General features: G+C 63.9%; 21 protein-coding genes. 9 read left to right on the top strand and 12 right to left on the bottom strand.

Annotation, left to right across the window (positions count from 1 at the left end; all coding sequences use genetic code 11):
- Nucleotide 1: 1 nt before the first annotated feature.
- The 7 genes from NKI20_RS11250 to NKI20_RS11220 all read right to left on the bottom strand — a co-directional run bounded on the left by NKI20_RS11250 (nt 2) and on the right by NKI20_RS11220 (nt 5418).
- Nucleotides 2-1438 carry an MFS transporter gene (locus NKI20_RS11250; protein ID WP_352830593.1) on the bottom strand — a complete coding sequence of 479 codons (1437 nt, stop codon included), beginning with the start codon at nt 1436-1438 and terminating at the stop codon, nt 2-4.
- A gap of 203 nt (nt 1439-1641) precedes the next feature.
- A complete protein-coding gene (locus tag NKI20_RS11245; RefSeq protein WP_352830590.1) occupies nt 1642-2124 on the bottom strand; it encodes a DUF992 domain-containing protein in 483 nt (160 codons plus the stop codon).
- A gap of 90 nt (nt 2125-2214) precedes the next feature.
- Entirely contained in the window at nt 2215-2691 is a 477-nt protein-coding gene (locus NKI20_RS11240; RefSeq protein WP_352830587.1) for a DUF992 domain-containing protein, read from the bottom strand.
- Nucleotides 2692-2883: 192 nt separating this feature from the next.
- Nucleotides 2884-3726 (bottom strand): tetratricopeptide repeat protein, encoded by an 843-nt coding sequence (locus NKI20_RS11235; RefSeq protein WP_352599519.1) that lies wholly within the window; start codon nt 3724-3726, stop codon nt 2884-2886.
- A gap of 141 nt (nt 3727-3867) precedes the next feature.
- Nucleotides 3868-4146 (bottom strand): 30S ribosomal protein S21, encoded by a 279-nt coding sequence (gene rpsU / locus NKI20_RS11230; RefSeq protein WP_023810129.1) that lies wholly within the window; start codon nt 4144-4146, stop codon nt 3868-3870.
- A gap of 323 nt (nt 4147-4469) precedes the next feature.
- Nucleotides 4470-4856 carry an SET domain-containing protein gene (locus tag NKI20_RS11225; protein ID WP_352725199.1) on the bottom strand — a complete coding sequence of 129 codons (387 nt, stop codon included), beginning with the start codon at nt 4854-4856 and terminating at the stop codon, nt 4470-4472.
- A 193-nt stretch (nt 4857-5049) separates the two neighbouring features.
- Complete coding sequence (locus NKI20_RS11220; protein WP_352830582.1) at nt 5050-5418, bottom strand: YrdB family protein; 369 nt, start codon at nt 5416-5418, stop codon at nt 5050-5052.
- Between the two features lie 219 nt (nt 5419-5637).
- Here NKI20_RS11220 and NKI20_RS11215 point away from each other — a divergent pair, with 219 nt between their 5' ends.
- The 8 genes from NKI20_RS11215 to NKI20_RS11180 all read left to right on the top strand — a co-directional run bounded on the left by NKI20_RS11215 (nt 5638) and on the right by NKI20_RS11180 (nt 13456).
- Nucleotides 5638-6891, top strand: coding sequence for a sarcosine oxidase subunit beta (locus NKI20_RS11215; RefSeq protein ID WP_127416521.1), 1254 nt, complete (start codon nt 5638-5640; stop codon nt 6889-6891).
- Nucleotides 6891-7313 (top strand): hypothetical protein, encoded by a 423-nt coding sequence (locus NKI20_RS11210; RefSeq protein WP_352830578.1) that lies wholly within the window; start codon nt 6891-6893, stop codon nt 7311-7313. The genes NKI20_RS11215 and NKI20_RS11210 overlap by 1 nt, the downstream gene beginning before the upstream one ends.
- Nucleotides 7314-7324: 11 nt before the next feature.
- Entirely contained in the window at nt 7325-7636 is a 312-nt protein-coding gene (locus NKI20_RS11205; protein ID WP_023759679.1) for a sarcosine oxidase subunit delta, read from the top strand.
- On the top strand, nt 7633-10626 hold the full coding sequence (locus NKI20_RS11200; RefSeq protein WP_352830576.1) for a sarcosine oxidase subunit alpha: 2994 nt from the start codon (nt 7633-7635) through the stop codon (nt 10624-10626). The genes NKI20_RS11205 and NKI20_RS11200 overlap by 4 nt, the downstream gene beginning before the upstream one ends.
- Complete coding sequence (locus NKI20_RS11195) at nt 10619-11206, top strand: sarcosine oxidase subunit gamma (protein ID WP_352830573.1); 588 nt, start codon at nt 10619-10621, stop codon at nt 11204-11206. The genes NKI20_RS11200 and NKI20_RS11195 overlap by 8 nt, the downstream gene beginning before the upstream one ends.
- Nucleotides 11207-11264: 58 nt before the next feature.
- The gene (locus NKI20_RS11190) at nt 11265-11495 is read left to right on the top strand and encodes a hypothetical protein (protein ID WP_023759682.1); all 231 of its coding nucleotides are present in this window, start codon (nt 11265-11267) and stop codon (nt 11493-11495) included.
- A gap of 77 nt (nt 11496-11572) precedes the next feature.
- Nucleotides 11573-12358, top strand: coding sequence for a ThuA domain-containing protein (locus NKI20_RS11185; RefSeq protein WP_023759683.1), 786 nt, complete (start codon nt 11573-11575; stop codon nt 12356-12358).
- A gap of 48 nt (nt 12359-12406) precedes the next feature.
- Nucleotides 12407-13456 (top strand): Gfo/Idh/MocA family protein, encoded by a 1050-nt coding sequence (locus NKI20_RS11180; RefSeq protein WP_352830569.1) that lies wholly within the window; start codon nt 12407-12409, stop codon nt 13454-13456.
- 42 nt (nt 13457-13498) lie between these two features.
- Here the strand turns inward: NKI20_RS11180 and NKI20_RS11175 are convergent, their stop codons facing one another.
- The 5 genes from NKI20_RS11175 to NKI20_RS11155 all read right to left on the bottom strand — a co-directional run bounded on the left by NKI20_RS11175 (nt 13499) and on the right by NKI20_RS11155 (nt 17050).
- The gene (locus NKI20_RS11175) at nt 13499-13747 is read right to left on the bottom strand and encodes a DUF680 domain-containing protein (RefSeq protein WP_352830567.1); all 249 of its coding nucleotides are present in this window, start codon (nt 13745-13747) and stop codon (nt 13499-13501) included.
- A gap of 147 nt (nt 13748-13894) precedes the next feature.
- A complete protein-coding gene (locus tag NKI20_RS11170; RefSeq protein WP_352830565.1) occupies nt 13895-14539 on the bottom strand; it encodes a TetR/AcrR family transcriptional regulator in 645 nt (214 codons plus the stop codon).
- 139 nt (nt 14540-14678) lie between these two features.
- Complete coding sequence (locus NKI20_RS11165) at nt 14679-15713, bottom strand: phosphotransferase family protein (RefSeq protein WP_352830562.1); 1035 nt, start codon at nt 15711-15713, stop codon at nt 14679-14681.
- Nucleotides 15710-16195 carry a MaoC family dehydratase gene (locus NKI20_RS11160; RefSeq protein WP_263495443.1) on the bottom strand — a complete coding sequence of 162 codons (486 nt, stop codon included), beginning with the start codon at nt 16193-16195 and terminating at the stop codon, nt 15710-15712. Before NKI20_RS11160 ends, NKI20_RS11165 begins: the two co-directional genes overlap by 4 nt.
- A gap of 39 nt (nt 16196-16234) precedes the next feature.
- A complete protein-coding gene (locus NKI20_RS11155; protein WP_352830560.1) occupies nt 16235-17050 on the bottom strand; it encodes an SDR family oxidoreductase in 816 nt (271 codons plus the stop codon).
- Between the two features lie 115 nt (nt 17051-17165).
- Here NKI20_RS11155 and NKI20_RS11150 point away from each other — a divergent pair, with 115 nt between their 5' ends.
- A complete protein-coding gene (locus NKI20_RS11150; RefSeq protein WP_023759690.1) occupies nt 17166-18407 on the top strand; it encodes an acyl-CoA dehydrogenase family protein in 1242 nt (413 codons plus the stop codon).
- Nucleotides 18408-18594: the final 187 nt, after the last annotated feature.

The raw sequence follows: 18594 nt of genomic DNA, 5'->3' as shown, positions 1-18594 counted from the left end.
TCTAGCCGATCGCTTCCCGCGGCTGACCGAAGGGCGTGGATGCCCGGAAGGCCGCCAGGCAGCCGACAATGCCGAGCGGCACGAAGGCAAGAAACAGCCAGGACGCGACATTCGCCGCCGCGTCGTGGTTCAAACCCCGCGAAAAGCCGCTGGCGTTGGCGACGATGCCGGCAAGTGCGGCACCCACGGCATAGCCGATCCGCTGCATGGTCGGAACCGCGGCCGAGGCGATGGTCTGCTCGCCCTCCGGCGCGGAGGCGACGATGACGCGCGTCAGGAAGGGCCATGAGACGCCGAAGCCGCCGCCTTGCAGCAGGGCGCAGATCAGGATCAGCGGGATGGAGCCTAGGGGTATCGTATAGGCAAAGCCGGCAATACCGGCCGCGATCATCGCCGCGCCGCCGACGATGACCAGCCGCTCGCGTTGCGGTGGTGCGTTGGCGACCAGGATCGACAGGATCGACCAGGCGATCGATTCGGCGGCGATGATGTAGCCGGTGGTCAGCAGCGGAATGTCGTGCAGGCTGGTGAGCAGCAGCGGGCCGTAGACGCCGAAGGAACAGGTCGCCACCGAAAAGGCGGCAACCATGGTCATGCCGGCGCCGACCGGCGTGCGCCACGAGAACAGCCGCGCCGGAAACAGCCGCGAGCGCGGCTTCAACGCGTCGATGGAGAAGAACAGCACCAGGCCAGCCAGGCCAAGGACCATCAGCAGCGAGGAGCGCAGCAAGGCGATGTCCACGCCGGCCGAGGCGATCAGCACCACGGCGACGGCAAGGCAGCCAAGGGCTGCGAACGGGAAGGGCGGCGCCTTGCCTATGCTCGTCCTGGGTTTCGTCGCCTCCGGCGTGTCGAGCACGATGAAGCTTGCCAGCGCCATGGCGGTGCCGCCGAGGGTGAAGACGCCGAAGGCCCAGCGCCATGACAACAGCTCGGTCATGATCGCGCCGAGCAATGGTCCGCTGAAGGCGGCGACGCCCCAGATCGCCGACATGATGCCGAAAAGCTGTGGCCAGATGGCGCGCGAGAACAGCCGCTCGACCGAGACGAAGGCCAGCGACACCAGCGCACCGCCGCCAAGCCCCTCGATCAGGCGGCCGGCAAGGAACAGTTGCATGGAAGGCGAGGTGGAGCAGATCAGCGCTCCGGCTGCGTAAAGGAGCGCGGCGACCACCATGTTGGTGCGCAGCGGGACATAGCTCACCAGACGTCCAGCGGCCGCACCGGCGACGATGGCGCCGAGTTCGTAGATAGCCAGCGACCAGCCGACGAGTTGCACACCGGCCAGTTCGCCGACCATGGCCGGCATCACCGTGGCCACCATGGTTTCGTTGGTGGCGTGCAGCAGGATGCCGAGGCTGATGAAGCAGAAGCGCGCCAGGTCGCCGCTTGCCCACAAAGCGCGCCAGTCGACCCTGTTTGTGCTGATTTCGGTCATGTCCACCCCTGCTTTCCATATCCTGACGCCAGAGCAGGACGCCAGAAGCCAGTACCGGTTTCCGGCAGGACCATGCGCAGGCAGGAGCGTGTATCGCGCACCGCATCGGGCGCGCTGCTCCGGTCGGGGCAGGCTTGTAAAACCTCAACCGGGGTTGAGCTCAAGCGAATTTTTCGAGATAGGATTGCGGTCGGGTGGCACGGTCAATTCTCGGTGCTGCGCAACTGGAACTGGCTGACGCCGATCGCGAGGTTCATGCCGGTCTGCGTCTGCAGGCTGAGCGGCTGCAGGGTGAAGGCCTGCGAGGATCCTCCGACCAGCAGATTGGCGCCGGCTCCGACGGCAGCCGTCACTTCGGCGCTGGCGCCGATATAGTCGCCGGCCAGCGCGCCCGGCGCATAGATGTTCTTCAGCGGCGTTAGCACGATCCACTGTATGACCGTCTGCTTCGTCGTGCCGATATCGAGGCCGTATTTGTTGACGGCGCCGAAATAGGCTTCCGGCGCGAAGCTCTTGTCGGCGGGGTTGAACGTGCAGCTCAAATCCTTGCTCGAGCCGAAAATGAAACCGGTGCCGCCGCCGATGGCGCAATCAAGCGTACCGAGTTCTATGCCCTGGTCCTGGGCTCGCGCCGCGCCGACAAGCACAGTGGCGATCACGGCAGCGGCAATGGCTGTCTTCGGCATGGCGGTCCCCTCAAAAACAAACGACGCGGAACCATCCTATCTGGTTCCGCGCCGCAGGGTGAGGGGGCATGGAGCGCATGGCTCCTGCGTTTACTTGAACGAGTGGATGAGCTGGAGCGAGGTCACGGCCACGGCAAGGTTGACGCCGGTCTGCGCCTGGACGCTGAGCGGCTCCAGCATGAAGGCGCTGTCCAGGCCGCCAACCAGCAGGTTGGCGCCGCCGCCGGTCACGACGCTCGCCTCGGCGTTGACGCCGTAGTAGCTGCCGGCGAGATCGCCTCCGTCGCGGTCGCGCGTTGCCGCCAGCACGGCCCAGACGAGCTGGCCCTGATGCGTCTTGCCGACATCCAGGCCGACCTTGGAGATCACGCCGGTGTAAACCTCGGACGGTCCGTGATGATGGGGGCGGAAGACGCAGGACACACCCTTGTTGGACGCGACGATATAAGCGGTGCCGCCATCGATTGTGCAGTCGAGCGTGCCGAGTTGCAGCTTGCCGGCGCTGGCCGGGGCGACGGTAAATGCCGTCATGGCGAGGACAGCGGCGCAGGCGAGTTTCTTGATCATGGGAGGTCCTTTCGCAAATAGCTTTTTGACAACGGATTGGGTGGGCAGAAAACTTGGCGCGAACAAGGCACGGGTCAACCCCTTGCTGCCGGGGTTAACGCACAGTTGCCGAGGTGCGTCTTTCCTGACACGCAAAGGACGCCGCGGCACTTGGATGCCACGCAGATTGTGTCGGAATGCTGCCGAAACCGATCAGCTGACGCGGGCGAGGCCGTCCTTGGCCGGCTGGTAGGCCGGGTTCAGGCGAACGGCTTCGCGATAGGATTTCGCCGCCTTGGCCTTGTCGCCGCGCCGCTCGTAGATCAACGCCTGATTGGCCCAGGCTTCGGCATTGTTGCCGTCGAGCTTGATCGCCATGTTGAAGTCGGAGAAGGCGTTGTCTTCGTCGTTGGTTGCCAGATAGGAAAGGCCGCGGCCATTGTAGGGTTCGGCAGCGTCCGGCGCCAGCGAGATCGCCGTCGAGAAGTCCTCGATAGCGAATTTGTGCTGACCCTGGCTCTGATAGATCAGGCCACGATTGTGGTAGGCGCGCGCGTCGGTCGTGTCGAGTTGGATCGCCTTTTGGAAGTCGTTGAAAGCGTCCTGGGTGCGGCCCGCCTTGCGATAAAGGTTGCCGCGCCCAATGTAGGCGGCGTCATAGTTTGAATTGATCTGGATCGAACGGTTGTAGTCCTCGAGCGCGGCCGTCTGATTGCCGAGGAAGCGCTGGATGAGCGCGCGGTTCGAATAAGCCTGGAAGAAATTCGGGTTGAGTTGGATGGCCTGGTTGAAATCCTTGAGCGCCGCCTGGTACTGGCCGCCACGGCCATAGGCCGAGCCGCGCACGTTGTAGGCTTCGGGATCCTGGGGATTGCGCTGGATGACCGCCGACAGCGAGGAGATGTTCTCGCTCGACCCCTGCGCCTTGTCGATGTTGTTGAATTCGCCGGTCGGGCCTGACGTCTGGCAGCCGGCAAGCGCCAATCCGGAGAGCAGGGCCACTGTCAGGGCGAAACCACGCAATGCGGTCCCGCGCTCCACGCTTGTTGCGTTCATGTCTGCCCTGTCCTCACTTCAAGCCGCGTCGCTCTGGTCCGGTTCCCCCCTCCGGGCCGGGTCACAACCAAAACAAAAAGGTGGCGGCGATTCCGCATCGCGCCACCTCTGATATCCTTCGAAAAGGACGAAAAATTGGCGTTAGAACCGCGGCGGACGCGGAGCACCACCTGCACCGCCGGCGGCGCCAGCAGCAACGGGGCGCGGCGTCATCGGCAGCAGGCCTTCGCGCTGGGCGCGCTTGCGGGCCAGCTTGCGGGCGCGGCGGACAGCTTCAGCCTTTTCACGGGCGCGCTTTTCGGACGGCTTCTCGTAGTGACCGCGCATCTTCATTTCGCGGAAAATGCCTTCGCGCTGCATCTTCTTCTTGAGAGCGCGAAGCGCCTGATCAACGTTATTGTCGCGGACGAGTACCTGCACGGGCAATCCTGTCTTTCGGGTTTGATGTCAACAGGCAAGCGGCCATAGCCACTAGCCTCCGCGGCGGTTTACACCACGAATTGGGGCGGCTGATAGCAGAATCAGGCCGCGCTGTCCACAGTCGAAATGGAAGAATGGCGCCGAAGCCGAAACAAAAAACCCGCCTCATGGGCGGGGTCCCGGCGCAAATCAGCGCCATACCCAAAACACTAGCATAGTTGCCGTCACGGGGCAAGCTATGGCCAAGGCGGCAAGGCAGTCGCTTCAGACGAATGATGGCGGCCAAGCCGAGGCCAGCTTGCCTCCCACTCCCCAGCAGATCTCTATGCCGTTGCCAAATGCAGCCGCTCAAAATCCTCGAAAAACTCGCCGTAGTCGCAGGTGATCTCCTCGCCCTCGGCGATGTCGCGGGTCGCGGTGGCCCCACCATACTGCGAAAAATCCGTGTTCGGGTTGGCCGAATGGTTCATGAAGCGCCCATTGTCGACCTCATAGACCATGAAGCCAGGCCGGTCCGGGCTCGGATAGGCATAGCGCTCGAGCAATTCCCTCAGAGGCGGCGGTGCCGCCTCGTATTTGTCCATCGGGATCAACCGGTCGAAATCCGGATCGAGCCGCCAGATCGAAGCGCCTTTCCTGATCGGCTCGGCGGCGAACATGCCGACGCCCTCGATCGCGCTCGCAGCCACGTAGGTTCTGATCAGCATCATGTTGGCAGGACCCGTTTTGGCAAGAAGACCCGTTTCGAAACGGCATCGCCAAATCGCGTGGAAAAAGCAAGACCGGCGGTCTGCGCTATGACTACGAACATGCGTCCTGGCCGCAAAAAGACTTCACGTCCGGTTGATCGACACGCCTCGCCTTCCTCGGCGCTCGCCAAACAGGCGAGGCCAGTGGGGCGAATTATTGCCGCAACAACCACGCCAGGCGATCGAGCGAGAATGCGTAGCTTATGACGATCAGCAGGGCCATGACGATGCCCGTGGTCGTTTGGCCTGCCAGATAGAACCCAGCCGCACCACCGAACAGGATGACAAGTTCGATCACCAGCCGCACCGCGCCGGGCACAGGCACCGGTGCGCGGCCCGACCGACTCGGATCATTGAGCACGGCGAAGGTTCCCCACAGCGCAGCAGCAACGAGCGGTATGGCCAACGCAGCGACCCAGCGCCACCAATCGTGTGAGAGGGCCCAACTGGCGATGCCGAGCCCGAGCAAGGCTGCAAGCTCCAGCAGGAAGCGCAACGTCAGATTCCACCAGGCATTGCCCATAAATAATCCTCCAGAGTCTCGCGACAGACAGTGTGACCGAACGGTGCCTTAGCTGCCAGATCGCATGCGGCTTTTTCGCCGTGGCGCAAAACGGCAAGCGCCGTCGCAAACAGCGCAAGGGTGGAAGCGCTGTTTCGCTAGTGATACACCTCGCGCGCCGGGATCGAATGAACGCCCGGCCGTTATTCGCGAGGCCTTTTCTGGGGCGAGGTTGGGACGTTGAAGAAATATTCGGTATTCGCCATCGCCCGCGAGGCCATGCGCGGCCACAAGGGCTGGGAGGAGCAGTGGTCCTCGCCTGAGCCCAAGAAGGAATACGACGTCATCATCGTCGGCGCCGGCGGCCATGGCCTGGCCACAGCCTACTATCTCGCCACGGTGCACGGCATCACCAATGTCGCGGTGCTGGAAAAGGGCTGGCTCGGCGGCGGCAATACCGGCCGCAACACCACCATCATCCGCTCCAACTATCTCTATGACGAGAGCGCCGGCATTTACGACCACGCGCTGAAGCTGTGGGATGGGCTGAGCCAGGAGCTCAATTACAACGTCATGTACTCGGCCCGCGGTGTCATGATGCTCGCCCACAACGTGCACGACGTCCAGGTGCTGAAGCGCCACGTCCACGCCAACCGGCTGAACGGCATCGACAATGAATGGCTGACGCCGGAGCAGGCGAAGGAATTCTGCCCGCCGCTCAACACCTCCAAGGATGCGCGCTATCCAGTCGTCGGTGCGGCCTTGCAGCGGCGCGGCGGCACGGCGCGGCACGATGCGGTTGCCTGGGGCTATGCGCGCGGCGCTTCGGCGCGCGGCGTGCACATCATCCAGAACTGCGAAGTCACCGGGGTCAAGCGGGCCGCCAATGGCGCCGTCATGGGCGTCGACACGACGCGCGGCTTCATCGGCGCCAAGAAGGTCGGCGTCGTTGCCGCCGGCCATTCCTCGGTCATCATGAACATGGCCGGCGTGCGCATGCCGCTGGAGAGCTATCCGTTGCAAGCGCTGGTGTCGGAGCCGGTCAAGCCGGTGGTGCCTTGCGTTGTCATGTCGAACACGGTGCACGCCTATATCTCGCAATCTGACAAGGGCGAACTGGTGATCGGCGCCGGCACCGACCAGTATGTTTCCTATTCGCAGACGGGCGGCCTGCACATATTGCAGCACACGCTCGACGCCATCTGCGAGATGTTCCCGATCTTCACGCGCATGAAGATGCTGCGCTCCTGGGGCGGCATCGTCGACGTCACGCCCGACCGCTCGCCGATCCTGGCCAAGACGCCGGTGCCCGGCCTCTACGTCAATTGCGGCTGGGGCACGGGTGGCTTCAAGGCGACACCCGGTTCGGGCCATGTCTTTGCCCACACGATCGCCAAGGACGATCCACACCCGATCAACGCACCCTTCACCATCGAACGCTTCCGCACCGGCCGGCTCATCGACGAGGCGGCGGCGGCGGCGGTGGCGCACTGATGATGGCGCAGATGGCTGTAGCTATGCCGCTGATGCTGGCGGGGGAACAGGGGATGTTCCATTTTCCTTCGGCGGATGAAGTGCGGCTGCAGCCGATCAGTCGCGCCGACAACGAGGCCGACTGGCCATTTTCGGTCGACGATGGCACGCTGGCCTGCGTCTGGAGCGGCGGCCAGAGGGTGGTGATGTTCTTCGAGGGACGGTCCGAAGGGCTCGAGGAGGACGAGACGTTCCAGCCACGTCAGGTCATCGTCACAACCGATCCGATGCAACTCACCCTCGGCAACATGGCGTCTCGCGATCTGTTTCGTCCCGCTGCAAGCGTGGAAGAGCGCATCCGGCTCGTCGCACCGTTCGCGACGTTGGGACAGAAGCTTTGCGATCAACCGGCGGGCGCCCGCGTCGGCCACGGCGAATTGTAGGAACCAGGACAATGCTTCTCATCCGCTGCCCTTATTGCGAGGAAGAGCGCCCGGAACTCGAGTTCCGCAACGCCGGCGAGGCGCATATCGCGCGCTCGGCCAACATGGCCGGCGAGAGCGACGACGATTTCGAGAAGTTCTTCTTCATCCGCTCGAACCCCAAGGGTATCATTTATGAGCGCTGGCGGCACATGCATGGCTGCGCCCGTTTCTTCAACGCCGTGCGCGACACCGTCACCGACAAGTTCGTCATGACCTACAAGGCTGGCGAGCCGAAACCGTCCAAGTTGCCCAAAAACTCCAACGAAGTGGTTGCCAAATGATCGGCGCGTTCCGCATTCCCGGCGCCGGTCGCTTCAAGCAGGCGAAGACCGCGCGGTTCAGTTTCGATGGCCAGTCCTATACCGGCATCGAGGGCGACACGCTGGCTTCGGCGCTGCTCGCCAATGGCGTCCATCTTGTCGGCCGCTCGTTCAAGTACCATCGTCCGCGCGGCATCCTGTCGGCGGGCGCCGAGGAACCGAACGCGCTGGTCGAGATCAAGCGCGACGCGGCACGCAAGACGCCGAACGTGCGGGCCACCGTGCAGGAACTCTATGACGGGCTGGACGCGCAGTCGCAGAACCGCTGGCCTTCATTGTCCTTCGACGTCAGCGCGGTCAACGACTTTGCTTCGCCGCTGTTTTCGGCCGGCTTCTACTACAAGACCTTCATGTGGCCGAAGGCTGCATGGAAGAGCCTGTACGAACCCAAGATCCGCGCCGCGGCCGGACTTGGCGTTTCCCCGGACCAACCGGACCCGGACCATTATTCGTCGCGCTATGCGCATTGCGAGGTCCTGGTGCTGGGCGGCGGCGCCGCCGGCATCGCGGCGGCGCTTGCCGCAGCCGAGACCGGCGTGCGCGTCATCCTTGCCGACGAACAGGCCGAGTTCGGCGGCAGCCTACGGTTCGAGAGCGGTGCGAAAATCGACGGCCAGGACGGCTTTGCCTGGGCTCAAGGTGCGGTGGCCAAGCTCGCCGCCATGGACAATGTACGCGTGCTCTCGCGCACGACGGCGTTCGGCTATTATGCGCAGAATTTCGTCGGGCTGGTCGAGCGTGTCAGCGATCATTTGAAGACCCCCGGCCACGATCTGGCGCGCGAGCGGCTGTGGCAGGTGAGGGCCAAGCGCGTGGTGCTGGCCTCCGGCGCCATCGAGCGCCACATGGTGTTCGCCGACAATGACCGGCCGGGCGTCATGCTGGCAGGAGCGGCGCGCACCTATCTCAACCACTATGGCGTTGCGGTCGGCAAAAATGTCGGCGTCTACACCGCCAATGATTCCGCCTATGCAGCGGCAATCGACCTCAAGAAGGCCGGCGTCAACGTGGCGGCGATCGTCGATTTGCGCGACAACCCGACCGGGCCGCTGATCGACGAGGCGAGGGCACTCGGCATCGAGGTGAATTTCGGCCGTGCCGTTATCCGCGCAGGCGGCAAGTTGCGGGTGTCGTCGATGACCGTGCAGCCGAAGAATGGCGGCGGCGAACGCACCATCCCGGTCGATGCGATCCTGATGTCGGCCGGCTGGACGCCTTCGGTGCATCTGTTCTCGCAGTCGCGCGGCAAGGTCGCCTTCAACGACGAGACCAAGCGCTTCGTGCCGGGCACCTATGCGCAGGACTGCGTCTCTGTCGGCGCCTGCAACGGCACCGACGGGCTGTCCGCGGCGGTCGACGAAGCCTATGCGGCGGGCGCCAAGGCGGCCAAGGATGCGGGCGCGAAATCCGCCAGGGGTAGCAAGCCGAATGTCGATGCCTCGGAAAACTGGTCGCGCGGTATGCTGGGTGCGGCGCCCGGAGCCGGGCCGGACACGACGGTGAAAGCCTTCGTCGACTTCCAGAACGACGTCACCGCCAAGGACATCCGCCAGGCGGTGCACGAAGGCATGCGCTCGATCGAGCACGTCAAGCGCTTCACCACCAACGGCATGGCGACCGACCAGGGCAAGACCTCCAACATGCACGGCCTGGCGATTGCCGCCGAGACGCTGGGCAAGCCGATCCCGGAGGTCGGCCTGACCACGTTCCGGGCGCCCTATACGCCGGTGACCTTCGGCGCGATCGTCAGCCATGCTCGGGGTCCGCTGTTCGACCCGACGCGCAAGACTGCGATCCATCCCTGGGCCGAGGCGCAAGGCGCGGTGTTCGAGGATGTCGGCCAGTGGAAACGCGCCTGGTATTTCCCCAAGGCGGGCGAGGACATGCATGCCGCGGTCGACCGCGAATGCGTCGCGGTGCGCAAGACGGCCGGCCTGTTCGATGCCTCGACGCTGGGCAAGATCGAAGTGGTCGGTCCGGACGCAGCGAAATTCATGGAGCTGCTCTACACCAACCCATGGGAGAAGTTGGAGCCCGGCCGCTGCCGCTACGGCATCATGCTGCGCGAGGATGGCTTCATCTATGATGACGGTGTAGTCGGCAGGCTGGCGCCAGACCGTTTCCATGTGACGACGACGACCGGCGGCGCGCCGCGCGTCATGAACCACATGGAGGATTATCTCCAGACAGAGTTCCCGCATCTCAACGTCTGGCTGACCTCGATCACCGAGCAATGGGCCGTCATCGCGGTGCAGGGACCGAAATCCCGCGACATCATCGCTCCGCTGGTCGAAGGCATCGACATGTCGGACGAGGCGCTGCCGCATATGTCGGTGCGCGAAGGCAAGATCTGCGGCGTGCCGACCAGGCTGTTTCGCATGTCGTTCACCGGCGAGCGCGGCTTCGAGGTCAACGTGCCGGCCGATTACGGGCAGGCTGTCTGGGAAGCACTGTGGGCCGAGGGCCAGAAGCACGGCGCTGCCGCCTACGGCACCGAGGCCATGCACGTGCTGCGCGCCGAAAAGGGCTACATCATCGTCGGCCAGGATACCGACGGCACGGTGACGCCGAACGATGCCGGTCTCGACTGGGCGGTCGGCAAGAAGAAGACGGACTTCGTCGGCATCCGCGGCTTGACGCGACCCGACCTTGTCGCGAAGGGCCGCAAGCAGTTGGTCGGCCTGAAAACCAAAGACCCGAAGGTGGTGCTGGAAGAGGGCGCGCAGATTGTCGAGGATCCGAAGCAGGCGATCCCGATGAAGATGATCGGCCATGTCACCTCGAGCTATTGGTCGGAAAATTGCGGCCGCTCGATCGCGCTGGCGCTGGTCGCTGGCGGACGCGACCGCATGGGCGACACGCTGTTTGTGCCGATGCCGAACGGTGTGATCGAAGTGGAGGTTGCCAGCATGGTGTTCTTCGACGAGACGGGAGGGCGCCTCAATGGCTAAGGCTGCTGCTGCAAGAAAGACGGCGCCGGCCACATCGCCTTCGGTTGAACGCCGTCCGGCGCTGGCCGGACGCAGCACGACCGCTACCGGCGTCAAGGTCGAGGTGCTGCCGCCGGCCGAGCGCATTTCATTGCGCGCACCGGAGGCCTCGCTTGCAGCGCTTTCCAAGGCGCTCGGCGTGACCTTGCCGAAAAAGCCGAAGACGTCCGCTTCGAAGGGCGGGCGAACCGCCTTGTGGCTCGGCCCCGACGAATGGCTGGTCATCGATGAGGCGGGCAAGGATCCGCTGGCCGATTGTGCTGGGGTTTCCGCCTTGCACTCGGCGGTCGGCATCTCGCATCGCAACATCGCTATCGCCGTGACGGGCACCGGGGCAGCAGCGACGATCAATGCGGGTTGCCCGCAGGACCTGTGGCCCGATGGCTTCCCGGTTGGAGCGGCGTCGCGAACCATCCTCGGCAAGACCGAGATCGTGCTGTTGCGCACGGCGCCGGACGCCTTCAGGGTTGAATGCTGGCGTTCCTTCTCGGACTATGTCTTTACTTTTTTGTCCGAGGGATCGCGCGACGCAGCGGTCTGAACCCGGAACGTTTGCAGGGCAGGCTCGTTCTGCATCCTCACGCCGAGGGAGAATGCCGATGCCGTCGAATTCCGCGCCCAAGTCGCCGGTCAAAAAGACGTCGGCCGTCCGTTCGCTCGAACAGGAGCGGCACGAAGCGCCGAGCGCCGAAGAGGAACTCGAGGAAGGCCTCGAAGACACGTTCCCGGCCAGCGATCCGGTGTCGATCACTGGATCGTCCATCTCGGGCGCTCCGGCGAAGCCGGGCCAGGCCAAGACCGTGCCCGGGCGCAAGAAGCGCAAGGCATAGTTTTCCATCGGACCAGATCGGATCGGACCTTCTCAATCCCGTTGGGCATGCTATTTAAAGCGCTTTGGGAGATGAAAATGCCGACAAAAGCGATCGTCTGGGGCGAGAATGTCCACGAGCAGACCAATGCCGCCGTGCGCGACCTCTATCCCTTGGGCATGCATGGCACCATTGCCGCGGCGCTCAACCAGGACAAGGGCATCGAGGCGACCACCGCCACCTTGCAGGAGCCCGAGCACGGCCTGGGCGAAAAGCGCCTGGCCGCCGCCGACGTGCTGCTGTGGTGGGGCCATGCGGCGCATGGCGAGGTCAAGGACGAGATCGTCGAGCGGGTGCAGAAGCGGGTGTGGGAAGGCATGGGGCTGATTGTGCTCCATTCCGGGCATTACTCGAAGATTTTCAAGCGGCTGATGGGCACGCCCTGTTCGCTGAAATGGCGCGAGGCGGGCGAGCGCGAGCGCGTCTGGGCGATCAACCGCGGCCATCCGATCGCGCAGGGCATCGGCGAGTGCCTGGAGATCGGCGAGACCGAAATGTATGGCGAGCCCTTCGCCGTGCCGGAGCCGCTCGAGACGGTGTTCGTCTCCTGGTACGAGGGCGGTGAGGTGTTCCGGTCCGGGCTGACCTACCAGCGCGGCGCCGGCAGGATCTTCTACTTCTCGCCCGGTCACGAGACCTATCCAATCTATCACAACGAAGGCGTGCGGCAGGTGCTGCGCAATGCGGTGCACTGGGCGCGCAACCCGGCGCCGGCCTGGTCCGGCATCACCAATGCCCCGAACGTGCCGACGGATGCCGCCAAGGAGAAGATCGTCCAAAAAGGCCTGCGCCTGCATGCCGATGGCGACAGGGGTCTTGGCTGATCGGCGCGTGAGTCGATTGCGGCGTGAGGTGATTGGGGGCCTGAACTGATGCATCGAATTCTTCTGCTCGGCACGGGCGGCATCGCCGGGCATCATGTCGAGGAGTTCGCCGGGATTGCCGGCTGCGGCATCGTCGCCTGCGTCGATCAGGTGCCCGGCCGTGCGGCCGCGTTCGCCGCTGCCAGCAAGATCGGAGATTTCTTCGAGAGCCTGGAGGCGGCGGTCGCCTGGGGCCATTTCGATGCCGCCATCAACGCGACGCCGGATGGTGCACATTTGGCGACGACGCTGGCGCTGCTTGCCGAGGGAAAGCATGTGTTTTGCGAAAAGCCGCTGGCGCCGAACCACGCCGACGCGCTGGCAATGACCGAAGCGGCAGAGGCAGCCGGGGTGGTCAACATGGTCAACCTGACCTATCGCAACTCACCGGCAATCCAGGAAGCGCGGCGCATGGTGCAGGCCGGCGAGATCGGCGAGCTGCGCCATGTCGAGGCGAGCTACCGACAGAGCTGGCTGATCAGCAAATCATGGGGCGACTGGCGGGTCGAGGACAAATGGCTATGGCGCCTGTCGAGCCGGCACGGTTCGACCGGCGTTCTCGGCGATGTCGGCATTCACATCCTGGACTTCGCCACGTATGGCGCCGGCCAGGATATCGTCAGCTTGCATGCCGATCTGGTGACGTTTCCGAAGGCCGAGGGCGAGCGCATCGGCGATTATGTGCTGGATGCCAATGACAGCGTCGCGATGACGGCGCGTCTCGATTCCGGCGCGCTCGCCACGATCGTGGCAAGCCGCTACATGACTGGCCATACCAACGATTTGTCGCTGGCCCTGCACGGCACCAAGGGCGCCATCAAGGTCGAGACCGATGGCAAGGTGTCGAACCTGTCGGCCTGCCTGGGTGGGGATGTCGATCTTCAGCGCTGGCGAACGCTGCCGCTGCCCAATGTCAAGCGTAACGCCCGGCGCTTTGCCGACGCGCTGGATGCAGGCCGAAATGGCGATCCGTCCTTCCGGCGCGCCGCGGACATGCAGAAACTGATAGACGCGGCCTTCGAGAGTTCAGCGGCCAAGCTGCCGATCCTGGTCGCCTGAAGCTGGCCGGCTTTTGCCGGCCGTACGCGATTTCGGCGGATCTTAGAACGAGCTCGGCACGATCCACGGGTCGATGCTGATGCCGAGCCGCGGGCCCTTGCCTTCAGCGGTGTTTTCCGTGGCGCCCTTCTTCTCGACCGAGCCGGTCGACGCGCAATCGAGCTTCACGTTGGTCTTCGTGTCTACGCAGGTTGCAGCGGACGCATGCTTGACCAGGTGGGTCGTGCTGGCGGCGAAGGCCGAGCCCGAAAGTGCCAGCACGGCGGCGAGGGTGAGGAGTGTCTTTTTCATAGTCTGTCTCCGTTTTCGACGGGCGAATTCTTTTCGTACATGTACGATGCACTGTACACATACGTCCGTCGATCGCGAAGTTCAAGGCAAAATCGTACGCGTACGATGAACTTTTTGTTAACCAAGGATTCGAAAGGAAACTGGCGCTCAGCAGTTGACCGGCGTGTGGGTCAGAGGCGGCACGTTTTGCGTGCTGAGCGTGGCAAGCGTGAAATCGCACATGCGCTTCACGAAAGCCTGCGGATCGCCGAAGGGGTAGAACGGAAAGGTGATCAGCAGCGAGATCGTGCCGTGGCCGACCGCCCACAGCATGGTGGCGATGGCGCGCGGGTCGCCCTGCAATTTGCCGGCGGCCACGCAGGCCTCGACCCTGCTGATCAGCACCTTCATCGCCGGGTTGCCCTCTTCCATGTCCTCGTAGCTCCTGCCTTCCGGCAGCTTCGTCTTCTCGGTCATGAACACGGTGCGGTATTCGTTGGGATTCCCGAGCCCGAAGGCGGCATATTCGGTCATGACGGCCTGCAAAGCCTCGATCGGATCGTCGGATGGGTGCTCCTCGATGCGGCGGGCTAGCGTCTCAAACGCATCCTCGGCGAGTGCGAACAGGATGTCCTGCTTGTCGGCGAAATAGGAATAGACCGACATCGGTGCGTAGCCGACCCGCTTGGCCAGCTTGCGGATGGTCAGGCCTTCATAGCCTTCCTCCTGAACGAGCCTGTGCGCGGCCTCGACCAGTTCGGAGCGCAGTTCGGCCTTTTGTTTCTCGCGGCGTGTCTGGACACTCGGCGGCAAAGATAGGTGCCTTTGTTCGGGTTGGTGCTGGCCCAAATTATATACGCTGTACGAAAACGGACAAGGGTGTGACAGGTTCCCAACAAGCCCGCCGGCGGAATCCGCGACCGGCATTGTTGCTGCGTCGAAGCGGCCATCGTCACGCCTCCTTGTCGATCAGTCGGGCAGCGAGATGCGAAAGTAGTTTCACCGCCTCGCCATAGGTTCTCGCCTTTTCGGGATTGGAGGCGTTGCCGTCCAGCGCCCGTTTGAAGACGCCCTGACAGATTGCCGCCAGCCGGAAGAAGGAAAAGGCGAGGAAGAACGTCCAGTTGCCGATACCACTGAGCCCGCGCCGCCGGCAGTAGCTGGCGACGTAATCCTCCTCGGAAGGCAGGTCGAGTGCGGCACGATCGATACCGCCCAGGCCGCGAAAACCTGAGGCGTGAGGCAGGCGCCATTGCATGCACTGATAGGCGATATCGGCAAAGGGATGGCCTGATGTCGACAGTTCCCAATCGAGCACCGCCACCACCTGAGGCCGATCGGAAGCGAAGATCAGATTGTCCAGCCGGTAGTCGCCATGCACCAGCGAGACGCTGCCGTCATCTTCGGGCATGTGCGTTTCCAGCCAGGCAATCAGCCGGTCCATATCGGCCACGGTGCCGGTCTCCGAGGCACGGTACTGGCTGGTCCAGCGCGCCAGCTGGCGCTCGAAGTAGTTGCCCGGCCGGCCGAAATCGCCGAGACCCACGGCCCCGACGTCGACATCATGCAGCGCGGCGAGGGTGTCGTTCATGGCATCGTAGATGGCAGCTCGTTCATCGTTATCGCCGGCCTCCGGCAGCGCCGGATCCCAGAAAATGCGGCCGTCGACGAAATCCATGACGTAGAACATACGTCCGATCGGCGAGTCCTCCGACGAGAGATGCAGCATCTCCGGCACGGGCACGGCGGTGCCGGCAAGCGCGTTCATCACCCTGAATTCGCGGTCGAGCTGATGCGCCGATTTCAGCAATTTGCCCGGCGGCTTGGCACGCAGCACGTAACGGCCGCTTGCCGCCGTCAGCAGATAGGTCGGGTTCGACTGGCCGGATTTGAATTTTTCGATTGCGGCAAGCCCGGAAAAGCCCGGTATGTTTGCCTCGAGGTAAGGCGCGAGCGCCGCCTGGTCGAGGACGTTCGTATCGCTCATGCCGTCTCGGGCTGGCGTTCGATCAAGGTCAGCGTCAACCAGCGTGCCGTCAGCGCCGGTTTCTTCGAGCCTTCGATCTCGATCGTCACGTCATGCGCCGTCTGCACCCAGCCCGACGGTCTGACCTTCACGTCGGCCAGCACGAAACGTGTGCGAATGCGCGCGCCGGTCTTCACCGGCGCCAGGAAGCGCAGCGAATCGAAGCCGTGGTTGACGCCCATCTTGCTGTTTTCCAGCGGCGGCATGGTCTCGAAGGTCATCGCCGACAATAGCGACAGCGACAGGAAGCCGTGTGCAATGGTGCCGCCGAAGGGCGTCTCGCGCATGGCCCGCTCCGGATCGCAGTGGATGAACTGGTGGTCGTCGGTGGCGTCGGCGAACTGGTCGATCATGCGTTGCGTGACCACCCGCCACGGCGACACGCCAACTTCCTTGCCGACATTGGCCAGAAGCACATCGAGACTGATCGGTTCCACGCTCACGTCCTCCAGTTCACCTCCGGCTTCTGTGGCCGGAAAATGTTATTCCTTGAACAGCGTCAGCCCATGCTGCACCGACTGTCCGCCGTCGATCGGCAGGACGGCGCCTGTGACGTAGCTTCCTGCACGGCTGCACAGATAGAGCGTTGCGCCGGCAATGTCATCCGGTGCGCCGATACGGCCGATCGGAACATGGTTTCCGACATGTCTGGCTTGTTCTTCCGTCCCAGTGGCAAACGCCGTCATCCGGCTCTGAAAGGGGCCGGGGGCGAAAGCGTTGACGGTGATGCGGCGGGCGGCGAACTCAAGCGCCAGGGTGCGTGTCAGATGGTGAACCGCGGCCTTCGAAGCCGTGTAGGAATAGGCGTCGTCGGCCAGCGGTTGCGTGCCCATCACCGAACCGAGATTGATGACCCTGGCCGGGTCGGCATCGCTGGCGGCGGCATCGAGCAGCGGCAGCAATTCACGGGTCAGATGGAAGACCGCGGTGACGTTGACGCCGAACACTTTCGCCCACGCCGAATAGGGAAAGCTTTCGAGCGGCGCGCCCCAGGAAACGCCGGCATTGTTGACCAGGATGTTGAGCCTGTCGGTCCGCGCCTTGACCTCGGCGACGAGTGCGGCAATGCCGGCCTCGCTGGAGACATCACCCGCAAACCCTTCGGCGCGGCCGGGTGCGCCAAGTCCATTCAGTTCGGCGGCGACCTTGATGCAGTCCTCGCCCTTGCGCGAAGCGATCATCACGCTGGCGCCGGCCTGCACCAGCGCTGTCGCCGCCATGCGGCCGATGCCGGTTGCGGCACCCGTCACCAACGCGGTCTTGCCGGCCACCGAAAACAGCTCGTCCAGATAGCTCATCACAGTCCTCCGCGCTCGGCGTGCGGGCAAACAGTTCGCGTTGACAAGGCTATCCGAAGTACAGTCATCCTTGCCACCGACAAAATGCCTGGCATCCATGGAGGGTTAGCGACCGATGACGGACATGAATCTCGGCATGACCGAGCGGCTGAGGCCGATCCACGCGCGCGTCGCGGCCATGGTGCGCGACGAGATCATGCCGCTCGACAAGGAATTTCTCGCCGAAGTGGGCAAGGAAGGCGATCGATGGGTCTATACGGCGCGCCAGAGCGAGATCCTCGAAGGGCTGAAAAGGACCGCGAGAGAGCGCGGCCTGTGGAATTTCTGGCTGACCGGCTCGGAGCGCGGCTACGGCCTTTCCACGGTCGAATACGCCTATCTGGCCGAGGAGATGGGCAAGTCGCATCTCGGTGCGGAAACCTTCAATTGCTCGGCACCGGACACCGGCAATATGGAGGTGCTGGAACGCTACGGCTCGGCCGATCACAAGAAAGCGTGGCTGGAGCCGCTGCTCGAGGGCAAGATCCGCTCGGCCTATCTGATGACCGAGCCGGATGTCGCCTCGTCCGACGCCACCAACATTGCAATGCGCTGCGAGCGGCAGGGCGACGACTATGTGCTGAACGGCGAGAAATGGTGGGCATCGGGCGCCGGCGATCCGCGCTGCGCCATCTACGTCGTCATGGTCCGGACCGGGGGCGACAGCGAGCCAAAGCACCGCCGCCATTCCATGATCCTGGTGCCCGCCGACACCAAAGGCGTCACCAAGGTCCGCGCCATGCAGGTCTATGGCGACGATGACGCGCCGCATGGCCATATGCATCTTCGCTTCGACAATGTGCGGATTAGGGCGTCGAACCTGATCGTAGGCGAGGGTAGGGGATTCGAGATCGCGCAAGGGCGGCTCGGCCCCGGCCGCATCCATCATTGCATGCGCGCCATCGGCCAAGCCGAGATGGCGCTGGAAATGCTGTGCCAGCGTTCCATGCGCCGCGAGGCTTTCGGCCAGCCCCTGGCAAAGCTCGGCGCCAATTTCGACATCATCGCGGAATGCCGCATGGAGATCGAGATGGCCCGCCTGCTCTGCCTCAAGGCGGCATGGATGATCGATCAGGGCGACGCGCGGGCCGCCGCCCCTTGGATCAGCCAGATCAAGGTGATAGCGCCCCGCGTCGCGCTCAAGGTCACCGACGAGGCGGTGCAGATGTTCGGCGCGCAAGGCATCAGCCAGGACACGCCGCTGGCGCGGTCGTGGACGCATCTGAGGACATTGCGCCTTGCCGACGGGCCTGACGCCGTCCATCGCCGGCAGGTGGCGCGGACGGAGCTGAAGAAATACTCGCAGGAAAAGGTCTGAGCGCCGGTATCATCTTCCGGCGACCGCTTGCCGAGGCCATGGCGCGGAACTGGCCCAACGGCAAGGTGTTCATCCAGCCTTGGCCCAATCCGAAAGACGCGAGAAACTTGGACATGAGCCGGAAGAATGTCCGGTATCTGGCCGCTGCCCGGATCGTCGGCCTCTGTTCCCATCTTGCGACCCCCTA

Source organism: Mesorhizobium sp. M0830 (assembly GCF_040319965.1).
In the GTDB taxonomy this organism is placed as follows: Bacteria; Pseudomonadota; Alphaproteobacteria; order Rhizobiales; family Rhizobiaceae; genus Mesorhizobium.
This window is presented reverse-complemented; position numbering and strand designations above follow the sequence as displayed.